Origin of the sequence: Pseudomonas sp. PGPPP1, from assembly GCF_002255865.1 — a bacterium.
Classification (GTDB): domain Bacteria; phylum Pseudomonadota; class Gammaproteobacteria; order Pseudomonadales; family Pseudomonadaceae; genus Aquipseudomonas; species Aquipseudomonas cremoris.
On record NZ_NKIG01000024.1, the window covers coordinates 57,439 to 72,617 of the forward strand.

At 59.6% G+C, this 15,179-nt stretch carries 16 protein-coding genes; 2 read left to right on the forward strand and 14 right to left on the reverse strand.

Annotated features, from left to right (window positions below):
• Nucleotides 1-353: 353 nt before the first annotated feature.
• Entirely contained in the window at nucleotides 354-1,160 is an 807-nt protein-coding gene (locus tag CFE47_RS23095) for a c-type cytochrome (RefSeq protein ID WP_286840740.1), read from the forward strand.
• Nucleotides 1,161-1,295: 135 nt separating this feature from the next.
• Here CFE47_RS23095 and CFE47_RS23100 read toward each other — a convergent pair whose 3' ends face one another.
• The 14 genes from CFE47_RS23100 to CFE47_RS23165 all read right to left on the reverse strand — a co-directional run bounded on the left by CFE47_RS23100 (nucleotide 1,296) and on the right by CFE47_RS23165 (nucleotide 12,907).
• Complete coding sequence (locus CFE47_RS23100; protein ID WP_185703313.1) at nucleotides 1,296-2,099, reverse strand: transglutaminase family protein; 804 nt, start codon at nucleotides 2,097-2,099, stop codon at nucleotides 1,296-1,298.
• Nucleotides 2,096-3,046 carry an alpha-E domain-containing protein gene (locus CFE47_RS23105; RefSeq protein WP_185703311.1) on the reverse strand — a complete coding sequence of 317 codons (951 nt, stop codon included), beginning with the start codon at nucleotides 3,044-3,046 and terminating at the stop codon, nucleotides 2,096-2,098. The genes CFE47_RS23100 and CFE47_RS23105 overlap by 4 nt, the downstream gene beginning before the upstream one ends.
• 5 nt (nucleotides 3,047-3,051) lie before the next feature.
• Complete coding sequence (locus CFE47_RS23110; protein WP_286840706.1) at nucleotides 3,052-4,461, reverse strand: circularly permuted type 2 ATP-grasp protein; 1,410 nt, start codon at nucleotides 4,459-4,461, stop codon at nucleotides 3,052-3,054.
• 409 nt (nucleotides 4,462-4,870) lie between these two features.
• A complete protein-coding gene (locus CFE47_RS23115; RefSeq protein ID WP_003193463.1) occupies nucleotides 4,871-5,212 on the reverse strand; it encodes a ribonuclease E inhibitor RraB in 342 nt (113 codons plus the stop codon).
• Nucleotides 5,213-5,425: 213 nt separating this feature from the next.
• A complete protein-coding gene (locus CFE47_RS23120) occupies nucleotides 5,426-5,662 on the reverse strand; it encodes a hypothetical protein (protein WP_185703309.1) in 237 nt (78 codons plus the stop codon).
• A 103-nt stretch (nucleotides 5,663-5,765) separates the two neighbouring features.
• The gene (locus CFE47_RS23125; protein ID WP_286840707.1) at nucleotides 5,766-6,371 is read right to left on the reverse strand and encodes an START domain-containing protein; all 606 of its coding nucleotides are present in this window, start codon (nucleotides 6,369-6,371) and stop codon (nucleotides 5,766-5,768) included.
• 41 nt (nucleotides 6,372-6,412) lie between these two features.
• Complete coding sequence (locus CFE47_RS23130) at nucleotides 6,413-6,667, reverse strand: YkgJ family cysteine cluster protein (RefSeq protein WP_185703305.1); 255 nt, start codon at nucleotides 6,665-6,667, stop codon at nucleotides 6,413-6,415.
• 162 nt (nucleotides 6,668-6,829) lie between these two features.
• Nucleotides 6,830-7,321, reverse strand: a complete 492-nt coding sequence (locus CFE47_RS23135; protein WP_286840708.1) for a translation initiation factor 2 — start codon at nucleotides 7,319-7,321, stop codon at nucleotides 6,830-6,832.
• Between the two features lie 104 nt (nucleotides 7,322-7,425).
• Nucleotides 7,426-8,865, reverse strand: a complete 1,440-nt coding sequence (locus tag CFE47_RS23140; RefSeq protein WP_185703301.1) for an aminotransferase-like domain-containing protein — start codon at nucleotides 8,863-8,865, stop codon at nucleotides 7,426-7,428.
• Between the two features lie 287 nt (nucleotides 8,866-9,152).
• The gene (locus CFE47_RS23145) at nucleotides 9,153-9,968 is read right to left on the reverse strand and encodes an OmpA family protein (RefSeq protein WP_286840709.1); all 816 of its coding nucleotides are present in this window, start codon (nucleotides 9,966-9,968) and stop codon (nucleotides 9,153-9,155) included.
• Nucleotides 9,965-10,327: a DUF4398 domain-containing protein gene (locus CFE47_RS23150; RefSeq protein ID WP_185703297.1), complete on the reverse strand. Its 363-nt coding sequence runs from the start codon at nucleotides 10,325-10,327 to the stop codon at nucleotides 9,965-9,967. Before CFE47_RS23150 ends, CFE47_RS23145 begins: the two co-directional genes overlap by 4 nt.
• Nucleotides 10,328-10,336: 9 nt before the next feature.
• A complete protein-coding gene (locus tag CFE47_RS23155) occupies nucleotides 10,337-11,152 on the reverse strand; it encodes a substrate-binding periplasmic protein (RefSeq protein WP_286840710.1) in 816 nt (271 codons plus the stop codon).
• A gap of 73 nt (nucleotides 11,153-11,225) precedes the next feature.
• A complete protein-coding gene (locus tag CFE47_RS23160; protein ID WP_185703293.1) occupies nucleotides 11,226-12,155 on the reverse strand; it encodes an electron transfer flavoprotein subunit alpha/FixB family protein in 930 nt (309 codons plus the stop codon).
• A 2-nt stretch (nucleotides 12,156-12,157) separates the two neighbouring features.
• Nucleotides 12,158-12,907, reverse strand: a complete 750-nt coding sequence (locus tag CFE47_RS23165) for an electron transfer flavoprotein subunit beta/FixA family protein (protein WP_105697633.1) — start codon at nucleotides 12,905-12,907, stop codon at nucleotides 12,158-12,160.
• A 505-nt stretch (nucleotides 12,908-13,412) separates the two neighbouring features.
• Between CFE47_RS23165 and CFE47_RS23170 the strand changes: the two genes are divergently transcribed.
• Nucleotides 13,413-15,077: an electron transfer flavoprotein-ubiquinone oxidoreductase gene (locus CFE47_RS23170; RefSeq protein ID WP_286840711.1), complete on the forward strand. Its 1,665-nt coding sequence runs from the start codon at nucleotides 13,413-13,415 to the stop codon at nucleotides 15,075-15,077.
• Nucleotides 15,078-15,179: the final 102 nt, after the last annotated feature.

Here is a 15,179-nt window from a genome sequence, read left to right on the forward strand (position 1 = left end):
TGGAGCAGCTGTAAAAAAAGTGTCACGTCACACCGCGATACTGAAATTGACCGGCACGCATTTGACGCTCAGGAATAACAACAAAAGGCAGTCAGCCATGTTCAAACATACGAAAGTACGCCAGGCGGGACTTATTCTCTTCGCCACCACACTGATTCTGATCCTGCCCAATTTAACCAAGGTTATTGGGTGACCCCTCAACCTCCACATTCCATGCACGCACAGCATCAGGACTGCAGTTTTTGGCAGCACCTGCCGGGACATTGCGCATAGCGGTCCTGCAGGGGCTGCCTTTTTGCATGCAGATTTCCGGTATCGTGAGCCCCATCGCCACTTCGCATCGGGCCTTCCTCTTGAAATCGATCCTCGCCCTCCTCGCCTTGTTAATCGCCCTGCCGGTTTCGGCGGCGCAACTGACCATCGAACTGGACCACGCCAGCAAGACCTGGCAGACCGCCGACCTGCTCAAGCACCCGGATGTGCAAACCGTACAGATCATCGATGACGTGTCCTACAAGCGCACCATGACTTATCGCGCAGTACCGCTGGCAGTGCTCCTACCGGGGCTTGAGCCGAAGAGTCATCTGCAGGCCGTTGCCCTGGATGGATTCGCCGCCGAACTCACCGCCGCGCCGCTGCTGGAACAAAAAGGCGCTCGTGCGTGGCTGGCGGTGGAAGACCCGGCGCAGCCGTGGCCTGCGCTGGCAGAGGGCAAGCCGAGTGCTGGGCCGTTTTACCTGGTGTGGACCAACCCTCAAGCAGGGCATATCAGCCCGGAGCAGTGGCCGTTCCAGATCTCGGGCATCAAGCAACTGAAGACCGTGGCCGAACGTTTCCCCGCACTGTTGCCAGACCCGAAACTGGCGGCCAATGACCCGATCAACCAGGGCTTTGCGTTGTTCCAGAAGAACTGCCTGGCCTGCCACCGCCTCAATGGTGCGGGTGACGCGCAGGTGGGCCCGGACTTGAATATTCCCTACAACCCTACCGAATATTTCGGCGGCGATTTCCTCAAGCGCTACATCCGTGACCCGCAGAGCTTGCGGCACTGGCCGCAGGCGAAGATGCCGGCGTTTGCGACCAGTGTGTTGCCGGACAATGAGCTGGAGTTGCTGGTGGGGTATTTGAAGCATATGGCGGGGCGTAAGCAGCCATTGTAGTGAGCGGGCTTGCCCCGCGCCGGGGTGCGTAGCAGCCCCAAATCCAGGCAACTCAATTTTGCCTGGAAGAATGCGGTGACTGCGTTAGGGCTGCTTCGCACCCCGGCGCGGGGCAAGCCCGCTCACTACAACCAGTTATTGCTGTTGCACGGAAATAACCGGCGTCGGCGCCACAAACACCTTGGCATGCATCTGCTCATGCCCACCGCCACGGCGCATGCCGCGTACCGGGCAGGCGTCGAGGTAGTCGAGGCCGACGGCCAGCTTCAGATGCCGCTCCGGCCGTGCCAGCTGGTTGGTCACATCAAAGCTATACCAAGCGTCGTCCAGCCAGGCTTCGGCCCAGGCGTGGCTGGCCAGGTGTGCGCTGTCTTCGGTGTACAAATACCCTGACACATACCGCGCTGGAATTCCGAGGCTGCGCGCGCAGGCCAGGAACGCGTGGGTGTGGTCCTGGCACACGCCCGCACGCCCGGCGAAGGCTTGGGCGGCACTGGTGTCGACTTCGGTGGCACCAGGGGTGTAGACCATCGCCTGGTTGAGCGCCTGCATCAGGTCGATCAACGCCGTGCGGTCGCGTCGTTGATGGCAGTGCTGCTCGGCAAAACGGCGCAGGGCGTCGTCCGGCTCGGTCAAGCGTGTGCTGCGCAGAAACGGGAACGCCGACTGGCTTTCATGTTCGGCCTCGCGCAACTCGTCGATATCCACCTGGCCACGGGCGCCGATGATGATGGCGTCGTGGGGTTCGTCCAGGGTCAGTACATGTAGGATGTTGCCGAATGGGTCCACCTGCGCACGCACCGGGCGCGGCAAGTCGAGCTGCCAGCTAAGGACGTGCTGGCGCTCGCTGTCGTGGGGCGTGAGGCGCAAGTACTGGATGCTGGCGCGCACTTGGTCGTCATAGTGGTAGGTGGTTTCGTGGCTGATGGAGAGTCTCATGCGGCCTCCAGGTAGGAACTGTAGATGGCGTCGCCCAACTGGCGGACCAAAGGAATGAAATCGGTCAGCCAGGCGTGCAGGCCTTCCTCCAGAATTTCGTCGATCGCGGTAAAGCGCAGGCGCGCGTCCATCTCGGCGGCCAGGCGCTGGGCCGGGCGGCCGTTGAGGCCGGGCAGGCTGGCGAGGATCTGATCGATCTCTTCGCTGCAGGCCCGCAACGAACGCGGCACATCGGCGCGCAACAGCAACAATTCGGCTACTTGGCGGGCGCCCGGCGCATCACGATAGATCTCGGTGTAAGCCTCGAACGACGACAGCGCTCGCAACAAGGCGCTCCACTGATAGTAGGCGTGGGCCGTGCCATCGGTGACGGCTTCGGCGCGGTCGCCGGCCATCTCGTAGCGGGCGTCGAGCAGGCGCAGGGTGTTGTCGGCTCGTTCGATAAAGGTGCCCAGGCGAATGAAACGAAAGGCATCGTTGCGCATGATCGTGCCGTAAGTCGCACCGCGAAACAGATGGGAGCGCTCCTTGACCCACTCACAGAACCGGCTCATGCCGTAGCGGCTCAAGCCTTGCTGGGCGATATCGCGAATATCCAGCCAGGTGGCGTTGATGTTTTCCCACATGTCCGCCGTAATTCGCCCACGCACCGCATGGGCGCTGGCCCGCGCGGCGCCGAGGCAGCTGTAGATGCTCGCCGGGTTGGCCGCGTCCAGAGCAAAGAAGTGCAACAAGCGTTCCGCGTGCAGTTCGCCGTGGCGCTCGTGGTAATCCTCCAGGGTGCCGGTGATCAGCAACGGCATGGCAAGTTCGTGCAGGCCATCGCCATGCCCATCTTGGGGCATCAGCGACAGCGAATAGCTGACATCGAGCATGCGCGCGAGGTTTTCCGCACGCTCCAGGTAGCGCGACATCCAGTACAAATCCGAGGCAGTTCTACTCAGCATGGCATTCAGTCCTCTACCACCCAGGTGTCTTTGGTGCCGCCGCCCTGGGACGAGTTCACCACCAGCGAGCCTTCTCGCAGCGCTACGCGGGTCAAGCCGCCAGGCACCACGCGGGTTTCCTTGCCAGACAACACGAACGGACGCAGGTCGATATGGCGTGGTGCAATGCCGTTTTCGACAAACGTCGGGCACGTGGATAAACACAGGGTCGGCTGGGCGATATACGCATGGGGCTTGGCTTTGATACGCGCGCGGAAGGCTTCGATTTCCGCCGCCGTGGACGCCGGCCCCACCAGCATGCCGTAGCCGCCGGAGCCTTGGGTTTCCTTCACCACCAGGTCCGGCAGGTTGGCCAGTACGTGGGACAGTTCATCGGGCTTACGGCATTGGAACGTCGGAACGTTCTTCAGGATCGGCTCTTCATCCAGGTAAAAACGGATCATCTCGGTGACGAATGGATACACCGACTTGTCATCCGCCACCCCAGTGCCGATGGCATTGGCCATCACCACGTTGCCGCAGCGATAGGCCGCGAGCAGGCCAGGCACGCCGAGCATGGAATCCGGGTTGAAAGCCAGCGGGTCGAGGAAAGCATCGTCAAGCCGACGGTAGATCACGTCCACGGCTTTGGGGCCGTCGGTGGTGCGCATGAACACGCGGTCATCGCGTACGAACAGGTCGGCGCCTTCGACCAACTCCACGCCCATTTCCCGAGCGAGGAATGCATGCTCAAAGAACGCGCTGTTGAAGCGCCCAGGGGTCAGCACCACCACGCTGGGGTTATCCAGGGGGCTGGAGCTTTTAAGGGTGTCGAGCAGCAGGTTGGGGTAGTGATCGATCGGTGCGATGCGTTGGGCCGCAAACAGCTCGGGGAACAGGCGCATCATCATTTTGCGGTCTTCGAGCATGTAGCTGACACCGCTCGGCGTACGCAGGTTGTCTTCCAGCACGTAGTAGGTGCCGTCGCCATCACGTACGAGGTCGACACCGGATATGTGGGAATACAGGTCGCGGTGCAGGTCCAGGCCCTGCATCGCCAGCTGATATTGCTCGTTGGCCAGCACCTGCTCGGCGGGAATGATCCCGGCCTTGATGATGCGCTGCTCGTGATAGAGGTCGGCGAGAAACATGTTCAGCGCCTTGACCCGTTGGATGCAGCCGCGCTCGACAATCCGCCATTCGCTGGCCGGAATGCTGCGTGGGATGGTGTCGAAGGGAATCAGCCGCTCGGTGCCCTGCTCGTCTCCGTAAAGGGTGAAGGTGATGCCGGCGCGGTGAAACAGCAAATCCGCTTCACGCCGGCGCTGCGCCAGCAATTCTGGCGGAGTTTCAGCCAACCAGCGGGCGAACTCGCGGTAGTGAGGGCGGACCTGGCCTGCCCCATCGTACATTTCGTCGTAATAAGTGCGGATCATGCCGAACTCCTTGTCACCCGGGCGCAAGAACCATCGCAAGGCCCGTGCCAGCGGCATAAACACTTAAAAATCAGTGAGTTGAATAAACACAGGGATCTAATCGCACCGTCCTGGTGCGCAGAATGCCCGCTGTCCTGTGGTGCGCTTCATCGTAATGCGGGCTTTGACTATCAACAGCATAGCCAGAGTTGATTTCACTGCCCGACCTGGCCTGCGGATAATCGGCCCCATCTGCTGAACAGGACCCGTCCTACAGCTTCAGCCCTCCACTCTTCCCTTTAAGCCACCCTCTTGGGTGGCCTTTTTTTTGGTGCGCGAAAGTGGCGCGCAAGTTCCGAATAGTTTTCCCACCGCGCAAACAAAAACGGCCGACCCAAAGGTCAGCCGATACGCTGTGTTTTTCATGCAACTACATGGGTAAACCACGCACCTCCTGCTTGACGCCCCATCCTTCGATGATCCCGCCCAGCGGCTCGACCACCGCCTCAAAGTCTTGCTCGAAGTCTCCTATGCCGTCGTAGGTAGCGAACATGATTTTGCTCAACTCCAGGTACCAGGCGCCATCGTCGCGCGCACTGACCTGGGCATTCAGGGATTCCCCACGAAACCGACCCGCAGCCCTGCGCGCACGTTCCTCATCCGGGAAAATGGCGTAGAACTCGATGGGGTGGAAACGTGAGAAGTCGAAGCCGCCTTCTTTCATGCGGCGCAGAACATTGGTGCTGATGTCTTCTTGATAGGCTGTGCTCATGAAACGTCCTCCTCAAACCGATGGATAGACTTTCCGTGCTTCCCGAAGCCCACGCCGTACTAGCGTGGGTGCTACGGCACTGACATCACCGCTGGAAAACAAGCATGTAGCTGACAAGACCAGACCTTAGCGATTCATTCGCTGATCTCGATTGCAGAGTAGCGCGAAGCTATCACCTCCACCAGAGGCGCTTTAAGTGCTGACAGGGAATGTTCAGGCGGCAGGAGAGATGTCGAGGATCTGGATACTGTTCTGGTCTTTAAGGATCTTGACCGTCGGCTCGGGCTTGCGGCCCTCAAGGTCATTGAGGTCGAGTTCGGCGGCGATGGGCACCAGCTTGCTGCGAATCATGTGCGCAGCGTCTTCGAGGCTGGGCTTTTGATCGCAGGTCACCTCTTCCACGGTTTTCTGACCATGATCATCAACGAAGGTAATTTGCCACTTTTGCATCGGTGCCTCCTCGATAAAACCCGTGTGTGGGCTTACATCTATCTGGACCTTGAGGGCTCGCCAAACGTTCCACTCAAGGCCGGAGGCACCGGATCAGTTGCGCTTATTTTTCAGCGTGATCTTTGAGGGCTTTCAAGGTGTTGAACGGCGCGTCCACCACAAACTTGTTGGCCAACCACGATGGCACGCTGCCGCCTGGCTCGGTGTGCACCTGGTAGGTGACTTCGGTGAGGTTGTCGCCTTTGGGTACCAGTTTCCAGTAGCCGTCTACCTGCGCCACGCGCACATAGCCTTTCACTTCTGGCTGATAGGTAGGTACTTCCAGCAACTTGCGGGTGACGGTGCCGTCAGCAGCCTTGCTGGTGGTGATTTCCAGGATGGAATCACGGTCGGTCACTGGGAATGGAGCCTTGAACTGCGTGTAGGTCCAGCTCTTGTCACCCTCGGTCTTGAGCAACTTTTGCGACTTGCACTCGTGAATCCAGGAGCAGGCACCGGCCACGTCCTCCTGCAGCGCCTGGATCTTGGCAACTGGCGCCTTGATCGTGGTAACGCCGCGATACGCTTTGTACTTGGAGCCGGCAATTTCGCTCAGGGACACCTTGATACCGTCTTCGTCCTTGGCGACTTGCCAATCCTCAGCCTGGGCAGTGGCAGCAAACAACACCGTAAAACCGCACAACACAGCCATTCGTTTCAGCGAACCCATTGTTGTATTCCTTATTGTTGAAGTTCCGATAGTAAAGCCCATCAAGCCGCCGTCATCTGCTCCCACCAGCCGATCAACCGGATCGCATCGGCTTGGTCGGTGCCACAGACCTCGATATCTGCCTTGAAATCACTGCACACCGCCGGTCGCTCCGGCTGCCCGAACAGCTGGCATAGCTGTTCGACCGACAGGTGCAGGCAGCGTTCGCCCGCAGGTTTGCCATGGGGCATTCCCGGTAAGGGCGAACTGATGGAGGGGGCGATGCAGCAAGCGCCACAGCCTTCACGGCAATTCATGACCAGCAGGTCCTCGACGACTCAATGTGGATGGCCGGGCTAGAGTACGCCCTTAAACAGCCGTTTTAAAATGGTCTAACAGTGGTTTTTCGCAGAAAACAAAAATGACCGACCAGTCTCCGACACATGGTCGAAGAGCGACGTCACGTTTGTGGGAAAAGTTTACTGCTTGAACTCGAATTCCAACGCGGCGCCTTCCACTTCGCGGCGTTCTTCGTTGCGCAGTTGCAGCTTCATCTCATTGCTGAGCAGGCGACCGTTGATCTGGAAGGCACTGTTGTCGGTAGGCTTTTCGCCAAACATCGGCGGCAGCAAGGGCACGCTCTTCGGTTTGGGCACGGTGCCGAGGGGTTGCAAGTGCCGAACCATGTCAGAAGGCAGGGACAAATCCAACTGTGCCGGTGGCAATTTGGTCTGCGCGACTTCATGGGCCGACTTGGACTTTGTTGCAATCGGTGCACGTTTTTTTACCGTGGCGGCTTTTTTCTTCGTTTCGGGGGCTTTTTTGGCGGGCGTCGGTTTTTTCGCGGGAGGCTTCTGCTGGCTGCTGGCAGCCGGTTTGTCAGACGTCACAGGCGATGCCGCCAGCACGGTGCCGACGTTGCACAGGCTTAACAGGCCAATCACCATGACAGCGCGAAAAATAGGAGTCATATCGCCAACAGCTTTAACGGCAGAGGGCCATATGCTCGCTTGTTGTGCGCGGCATGACAAGCCTGGTGATTAGCCTGCTACCGGAGTTGTCCCCGTTCCTTGGCTCAAAAGCCCGCTGCCGTTTCCTGGCATAACTGGCTGGCCAGCATCCCCAATGTCATCAGCGCGCGCTCTGCTTCGCGGTTCCACGGCGTGCCGCAGTTAAGGCGGATACAGTGGTTGAACTGCTCGGTATTACTGAAAATAAGTCCCGGCGCGATGCTGATGCCCTGTTGCAGGGCACGCACGTGCAGTTCCTGGGTATTGACCCGACCCGGCAAACTGACCCACAGGATGAAGCCACCGCTTGGACGAGTCATCTGGGTGCCTTCGGGGAAATACTGCTGCACCGCCAACTGGAAGGCGTTGAGGTTCTTGCGGTACTCCTGACGGATGTAGCGCAGGTGCCGGTCGTAACCGCCGTTCTCCAGGTACGCCGCAACCCCCATCTGCGTGACGCTGCATGCCGAATGGGTGCTGAACATCTGCAGACGCTGGATCTCCTGCTGGTATTTGCCGGCGATCATCCAACCGATGCGTACGCCGGGGGACAAGGTCTTGGAAAAACTTGAGCAGTAGATGACCCGGTCCAGGCGGTCATACGCTTTCAACGCCTTGGTACGGCCGACTTCGAACATCAGCTCGCCGTAAATATCGTCCTCGACGATCTGGATATCGAAATCCGACGCCAGGCGCAGCAACTGTTTTTGTCGCTCCTCGGGCATGGTGCCGCCCAGGGGGTTGCTCAGGCGCGTGGTCAACACCAGGGCCTTGATCGACCATTGGTTGGCCGCCAGTTGCAGGGCCTCCAGGCTCATGCCTGTGGAGGGGTCGCTGGGGATCTCGATGACCTTGAGGCCAAGCAGATCCGCCAGTTGCAGCAAGCCGTAGTAAGTCGGTGATTCTGCGGCGATCAGGTCGCCGGGACGGGTCAGCACCCGCAGCGACATCTGTAATGCATCGACGCAACCGTGGGTGATCACCACTTCGGAGGGGTCTACCACCACGCCCGCATCACGCATGCGGATCGCCACTTGGCGCCGCAACGGTTCGAAACCTGGGCTGAACATGTAGCTGAACGCCCGTGGGCTCTGAAAGCGCGTGACCTTGGCCAATTGCTGGTGCAGTGCCCGTACCGGCAAGTAATCCACACTCGGCACGGCGGCGCCCAACGGGAACACGCCTTCGCGGCGCGATTCGACCAATACCTGCTGGATGATGCTGCTGCGGGTGACCAACCCCGGGCGCTCGACCCGCGCGATGTCCGGCGTAGGTGCCGTGAGCGCGGGGGTTTGGTGCACGTAGTAACCGGATTGTGGCCGCGCCCGGATCAGGCCCTGGTCTTCCAGGTTGGCATAGGCTTGCAATACCGTGGCGTGGCTCACATTGAGCTGGGAGCTCATCTTGCGCACCGAAGGCACGCGCTCGCCCGGTTGATAGACACCGCGTCGGATATCCTCAGCCAGCTGCTGGGCGATACGTTGGTAGAGCAACAGATTGGTCATGACGCAGCACTCGATTTCACGGGTATTTTATTTTTGTGTGAAACATACCGGCACAGTTTAGAAGTGTACGGGGACAGTTGCCACAATAGTCGAGCGCAGGCGGGAGTGACAGTAAAAACTGTAGGGGTGGTGAAGAGATTTCCTGAGGTACACCCAACCAAATGTGGGAGCGGGCTTGCTCGCGAAGGCGGTGTATCAGTCAACAAATCTGGAGACTGGAATACCGCATTCGCGAGCAAGCCCGCTCCCACACAGGCCGGCTTTCACATTTTGATTTGTGTCGAGCTTTAGCGAGCGGCGCCCAGTTGGCCTTTTCCGTCAGAGAACACAATCTCCACCCGACGGTTCTGCGCCCTGCCCCGCTCGGAGGCATTGGCCTCAACGGGATATTGGTCGCCATACCCTTCAACCTGGATGCGTTTTTCGTCGATGCCCAGGTCTATCAGCACATCGGCCACCGATTGCGCTCGGTCACGGGACAGCTTGAGGTTTTCCTGCTCACCGCCGGTGTTGTCGGTGTAACCCTCGATGCGTACCACGCGCCGGGGGTTCAGTTGCAGGAACTGCACGATCTTCAACACTGTGCGATTGGCCGAGTTTTCCAGTTCGGCTTCACCCGTGTCGAACAGCATATCGCCCAGGGTCATCACCAGGCCGCGATCGGTCTGGGTGGTGGTCAGGCTGGCGATTTGCTGCTCCAGCCATTTGCCCTGTTGTTGCACGCTGGTGAGTTTGTTTTCACGCAGGGCCAATTGCAGGCGCTGACGCTCCAGTTCGAGCTTGGTACCGCGCTCGGCATTGAGCCCCTGCTCAGTGTGCTCACGGGCAATGGCGCTGTAGCGCTGGCTCAGGTAGGCGTAATGCGCCACGTCCGCGCCGCTGCCCCAGTAGCTGGACAGACGGTCGGCGCGAGCCAGGGACTCACCCGCGCGAATCACATCCTTGGGCGCAAAGCGCAGCACGTTGGCGTCTTCCTTGACCTTCTGGAAGTCGCTGCCCGCCTGTTGCAAGGCCTGTTCGCTGTCGGGGTGGCTGGCGCAACCGCCGAGGACGGCAGAGGCCAACAGCAGCCCACAGCTCACACCACGAATCATCGGGCTCATTGGGCTTCTCCCAACTGCAATTGCTTGCGCAGGCGCGTGATGCGGGTGTTGAGCACGTTCAATTGCTCCTGGCTTTTGCGCGTCAGCACTTTGGCTTCGGCCAGGCGTGCATCCAGTTCGGCTTGCTCGGCGCGCATGCGCGCGTTCTTGTAGGACTCGTCGGCCATGCTGCCCTGGGCCCGGGCGAATTTGGCTTCGGCCATTTTCAACTCAGGCGATTCATCCGCGCTGGCACCCACCGCGCTGGCTTGTTCCAGGGCTTGCTGGGTGAGGCGCATTTGTTCATTCGGCGCAGGATCGGTTGCACATCCCGCCAGAGCGACAACGGCGAGGGCCGCGAATAGAGGTCGAAGAGTCACTGAAAATCCTTACTTTGCTGGGGTGCCGACGGGTTGCTGCAATTGCGCTTTCCAGCGTTCCAGATTGCTCTGCAACGCTGCTTGCGCCACACCGGAGGCGGACAATTCTGTCATCTTTTTGGCCAACTGTCCGCGCAGCCACGGATCATTGCAGGCGGAGTTGTGGGAAACAGCCAGGTACAGGCCTGGCTGATCGACGGGCACTTCGCGGGCGATCAGGTCATTGCTCATTCCCAAGGTCTGGGCCATGGCCATGCCGGAATAACGGCCGGCGAGGACGTAGTCCACTTCACCCAACAGCAGTTTCTGGAAGGCCGGGGTCAGGCTCGGCAGGCGTTGCAAAGTGAGATGCTGGCCGGCGAACGTCTCAAAATCGGCGCTCAAGCGAGCGCGCTCCGAGACCGCCCCCTTGTGACCATGCAGGTCGGCAGCCGTGGCATAGGCCAGTGCCGAATCCTTGCGCGTCCAAACCAGGTAGTCGAGTTGCACCAGCGCCGGGTGAATGTAATCGAGGGTTTCAAGCTCGCCCAGGTTCAGCGGTGCATCGGCGAGGATGTCCATGCGTCCACTGCGCACTTCGTCCAGGGCCAGGGAACGCTTGCCGCCGTAGAGCAGGTCGACTTTCAAGCCGAGGTCCTTGCCCACTTGTTGCAACACATCGGCCGTGGCGCCGATCAGGTGCGTGGGGTCCTGCGGGTCGCGCCAGAGCAAGGGCGGCGCGTCCGGGCTGCCGGTGATCACCAGGCGCTCACACTTGCCGGCGGCCAACGCCAGGCTCGGCAGCAGCGTAAGGCCCAGCAATACGGTCCAGGGGCGCAGTTCCATTGGGTAGCTCTCCAGCAAGTCAAAAAAAAGCCCGGTCACAAGGACCGGGCTCTTTATAAGTGAAGCGACTGGATTAGACCAGCTTCTCCAACTCAGGTACGGCTTCGAACAAGTCCGCCACCAGGCCGTAATCAGCCACCTGGAAGATCGGTGCTTCTTCGTCCTTGTTGATCGCAACGATCACTTTGGAGTCTTTCATACCGGCCAAGTGCTGGATCGCGCCGGAGATACCGACGGCGATGTACAGCTGTGGCGCAACGATCTTGCCGGTCTGGCCGACCTGCATGTCGTTGGGTACGAAACCTGCGTCGACGGCCGCGCGGGAGGCGCCGACCGCAGCGCCCAGCTTGTCGGCCAGGGCGTACAGGTGCTTGAAGTTGTCACCGTTCTGCATGCCACGACCGCCGGAAACGACGATCTTGGCAGCGGTCAGCTCAGGACGATCCGACTTGGCCAGCTCTTCGCCGACAAAGCTGGAAGTGCCAGCGTTGTGGGCAGCAGCAACGGCTTCAACAGCAGCCGAACCACCTTCAGCGGCAACCGGGTCGAAACCGGTGGCACGCACGGTGATCACTTTGATGGCAGCGGTCGATTGCACGGTAGCAATGGCGTTACCGGCGTAGATCGGGCGCTTGAAGGTGTCAGCGCTTTCTACCGAGATGATCTCGGAGATCTGATCGACGTCCAGCTGCGCGGCAACGCGTGGCAGGATGTTTTTGCCGTTGGAAGTAGCGGCAGCCAGGATGTGGCTGTAGCCAGCGCCCAGCTCAGCGATCAGCGGGGCAACGTTTTCCGGCAGCTGGTGAGCGTAAGCGGCGTTGTCGGCCAGCAGTACTTTACTCACGCCAGCGATTTTCGCAGCGGCTTCAGCCACAGCAGCTGCGCCTTGGCCGGCTACCAGCACGTGGATGTCGCCACCGATTTTAGCGGCAGCAGCCACGGTGTTCAGGGTGGCCGGAGCCACGACCTTGTTGTCGTGTTCAGCGATTACCAAGATAGTCATTGTTAGATTACCTTCGCTTCGTTTTTCAGTTTCTCGACCAGTTCAGCCACCGACTTGACCTTGATGCCCGCGCTGCGAGCAGCCGGTGCTTCAACTTTTACAGTCTTGTTGGTAGAGGCGGTGGACACGCCCAAAGCGTCTGGAGTGACCGACTCAAGCGGCTTCTTCTTGGCTTTCATGATGTTTGGCAGGGACGCGTAGCGCGGCTCGTTCAAACGCAGGTCGGTGGTCACGATGGCCGGCAGTTTCAGCGAAACTGTCTGGGCGCCGCCGTCGATTTCACGGGTGACAGCCACGCTGTCGCCGCTGACTTCGACTTTGGAAGCGAAGGTGCCTTGGCCGTAACCGGTCAGGGCAGCCAGCATCTGGCCAGTCTGGTTGTTGTCGCTGTCGATGGCTTGTTTGCCGAGGATCACCAGCTGAGGCTGTTCCTTGTCGACAACGGCTTTGAGCAGCTTGGCAACGGCCAGGGAGGTCAGGTCTTCAGCGGACTCGACCAGGATAGCGCGGTCGGCGCCTAGGGCCAGGGCGGTACGCAGCTGCTCTTGAGCAGTGGTAGGACCGATGGAAACCACGACGATTTCAGTCGCCACGCCTTTCTCTTTCAGGCGTACGGCTTCTTCCACAGCGATTTCACAGAAAGGGTTCATCGACATCTTGACGTTAGCAAGATCGACGCCGGAATTGTCCGCCTTGACGCGAACTTTCACGTTGTAATCGACAACGCGTTTGACAGCTACAAGAACCTTCATGGATTCCTCGTTACTCTCCGGTGAAAAGAAAGTCGCCTAGGCGAACCTGGCGGTTGATGCTCGTCGGCACACAAGGGCACCTCCAAAACCTTCGGCAGTGACTCAGCGATCGGGAAGTGATGACCGTTCGTCAGTGGTGACTGAGAGGTCATTCTTTATCGCGGCGTGTAAACTGCGCACCACCCTATGGGCACGCATGCCTTTAGCCTGTCTTTGGACGTACTCTTGAAACCCGCTGTCTGCCTACGGTAAGCGCAAAACCGACCGTATATTGACCGGAACACCTATTCTGGTCAATACGGCAAAATAGCCAGTCATAAGCCGCGTCTCTTTGATTTACCTAGCCTGCGGGCAATTCAAACAAACGTTTGTATTGGACGCTGACAGTGGTCTATATATAATGCGCCACCTAGAGAGAAAGGTGGGTCACGCCTTGGCGCGGGGCGACACCGAACCTCCATCCATTAGAAAAAAAGCCTGTTGAGCCTTGAGTAGGAGATAACCTGTGGAACGCGAATACATGGAATTCGACGTGGTCATCGTCGGCGCTGGCCCGGCAGGCCTGTCTGCCGCCTGCCGACTGAAGCAGAAGGCCGCCGAAGCCGGTAAGGAAATCAGCGTCTGCGTGGTCGAGAAAGGCTCCGAAGTCGGCGCCCACATCCTCTCCGGTGCCGTGTTTGAACCACGTGCCTTGAACGAACTGTTCCCGGACTGGAAAGCACTCGGCGCTCCGCTCAACACCCCCGTGGTGCGCGATGACATTTATGTACTGCGCAGCCCCGAAACTTCCACCAAGGTTCCTGACTTCTTTGTGCCCAAGACCATGCACAACGAAGGCAACTACATCATCTCCCTGGGCAACCTGTGCCGCTGGCTGGCCCAGCAGGCCGAGAACCTGGGCGTGGAAGTCTACCCAGGCTTCGCCGCCCAGGAAGCGCTGTTCGACGAAAACGGCGTGGTGCGCGGGATTATCACCGGCGACCTCGGGGTCGACCGCGAAGGCCATCCTAAAGAAGGCGTCTACACCCCGGGTATGGAACTGCGGGGCAAGTACACGCTGTTCGCCGAAGGCTGCCGTGGCCACATCGGCAAGCAACTGATCCAGCGCTTCAAGCTGGACAGTGACTCGGACGTACAACACTACGGCATCGGCCTGAAGGAAATCTGGGAAATCGACCCAGCCAAACATCAGCCAGGCCTGGTGGTGCACACCGCCGGCTGGCCGCTGGACATCATGAGCAACGAGAACACCGGTGGCTCGTTCCTTTATCACCTGGAAAACAACCAGGTGGTTGTCGGCCTGATCGTCGACCTGTCCTACAGCAACACCTTCCTGTCGCCGTTCGATGAGTTCCAGCGTCTCAAGCATCACCCGGTGCTGGCCCAGTACCTGGAAGGCGGCAAGCGCATCAGCTACGGCGCACGCGCCCTGGCCAAAGGCGGCATCAACTCGCTGCCGAAGATGGTATTCAAGGGCGGCGCATTGATCGGCTGCGACTTGGGCACCATGAACGTAGCCAAGATCAAAGGCAGCCACACCGCGATGAAATCCGGCATGCTCGCCGCCGACGCGGTGGCCGAGCGTCTGTTTGCCGAGTCCGAAGGCGGTGATGAACTGACCAACTACGTCGACAGCTTCAAAGCCAGCTGGTTGTACGAAGAACTGTTCGCCACCCGCAACTTCGGCCCGGCGATGCACAAGTTCGGCCCGATCATCGGCGCCGGCTTCAACTGGTTCGACCAGAACATCCTCGGCGGCAAAATGCCGTTCACCCTGCACGACACCAAGCCGGACTACGCCTGCTTGAAGCTCGCCAAGGACAGCAAGAAGATCGACTACCCCAAACCCGACGGCAAGTTGAGCTTCGACAAGCTGAGCTCGGTGTTCCTCTCCAGCACCAACCATGAAGAGGAGCAGCCGTGCCACTTGAAGTTGAAAGACCCGAGCATCCCGATCGGCACCAACCTGCCGCTCTACGATGAACCGGCGCAACGTTACTGCCCGGCTGGCGTGTATGAAGTGATCACCCAGGAAGACGGCGCCAAGCGCTTCCAGATCAATGCCCAGAACTGCGTACACTGCAAGACCTGTGACATCAAGGACCCTTCGCAGAACATCACGTGGGTCACACCGGAAGGCGCGGGTGGGCCGACTTACCCGAATATGTAAAACGACAGCTTGATAACAAGCCGAATCACCGAGCGCTTTCAAGGCTGTCGGTGATTCGGTCAGTCACGCAGTCGACGACCGCAACCACCCGAGGCATAAAGA

Coding starts and splice junctions, on each gene's coding strand:
- CFE47_RS23100 (WP_185703313.1), bottom strand. CDS start 2,099: ATGAGACTCTCCATCAGCCACGAAACCACCTACCACTATGACGACCAA.
- CFE47_RS23105 (WP_185703311.1), bottom strand. CDS start 3,046: ATGCTGAGTAGAACTGCCTCGGATTTGTACTGGATGTCGCGCTACCTG.
- CFE47_RS23110 (WP_286840706.1), bottom strand. CDS start 4,461: ATGATCCGCACTTATTACGACGAAATGTACGATGGGGCAGGCCAGGTC.
- CFE47_RS23115 (WP_003193463.1), bottom strand. CDS start 5,212: ATGAGCACAGCCTATCAAGAAGACATCAGCACCAATGTTCTGCGCCGC.
- CFE47_RS23120 (WP_185703309.1), bottom strand. CDS start 5,662: ATGCAAAAGTGGCAAATTACCTTCGTTGATGATCATGGTCAGAAAACC.
- CFE47_RS23125 (WP_286840707.1), bottom strand. CDS start 6,371: ATGGGTTCGCTGAAACGAATGGCTGTGTTGTGCGGTTTTACGGTGTTG.
- CFE47_RS23130 (WP_185703305.1), bottom strand. CDS start 6,667: ATGAATTGCCGTGAAGGCTGTGGCGCTTGCTGCATCGCCCCCTCCATC.
- CFE47_RS23135 (WP_286840708.1), bottom strand. CDS start 7,321: ATGACTCCTATTTTTCGCGCTGTCATGGTGATTGGCCTGTTAAGCCTG.
- CFE47_RS23140 (WP_185703301.1), bottom strand. CDS start 8,865: ATGACCAATCTGTTGCTCTACCAACGTATCGCCCAGCAGCTGGCTGAG.
- CFE47_RS23145 (WP_286840709.1), bottom strand. CDS start 9,968: ATGAGCCCGATGATTCGTGGTGTGAGCTGTGGGCTGCTGTTGGCCTCT.
- CFE47_RS23155 (WP_286840710.1), bottom strand. CDS start 11,152: ATGGAACTGCGCCCCTGGACCGTATTGCTGGGCCTTACGCTGCTGCCG.
- CFE47_RS23160 (WP_185703293.1), bottom strand. CDS start 12,155: ATGACTATCTTGGTAATCGCTGAACACGACAACAAGGTCGTGGCTCCG.
- CFE47_RS23165 (WP_105697633.1), bottom strand. CDS start 12,907: ATGAAGGTTCTTGTAGCTGTCAAACGCGTTGTCGATTACAACGTGAAA.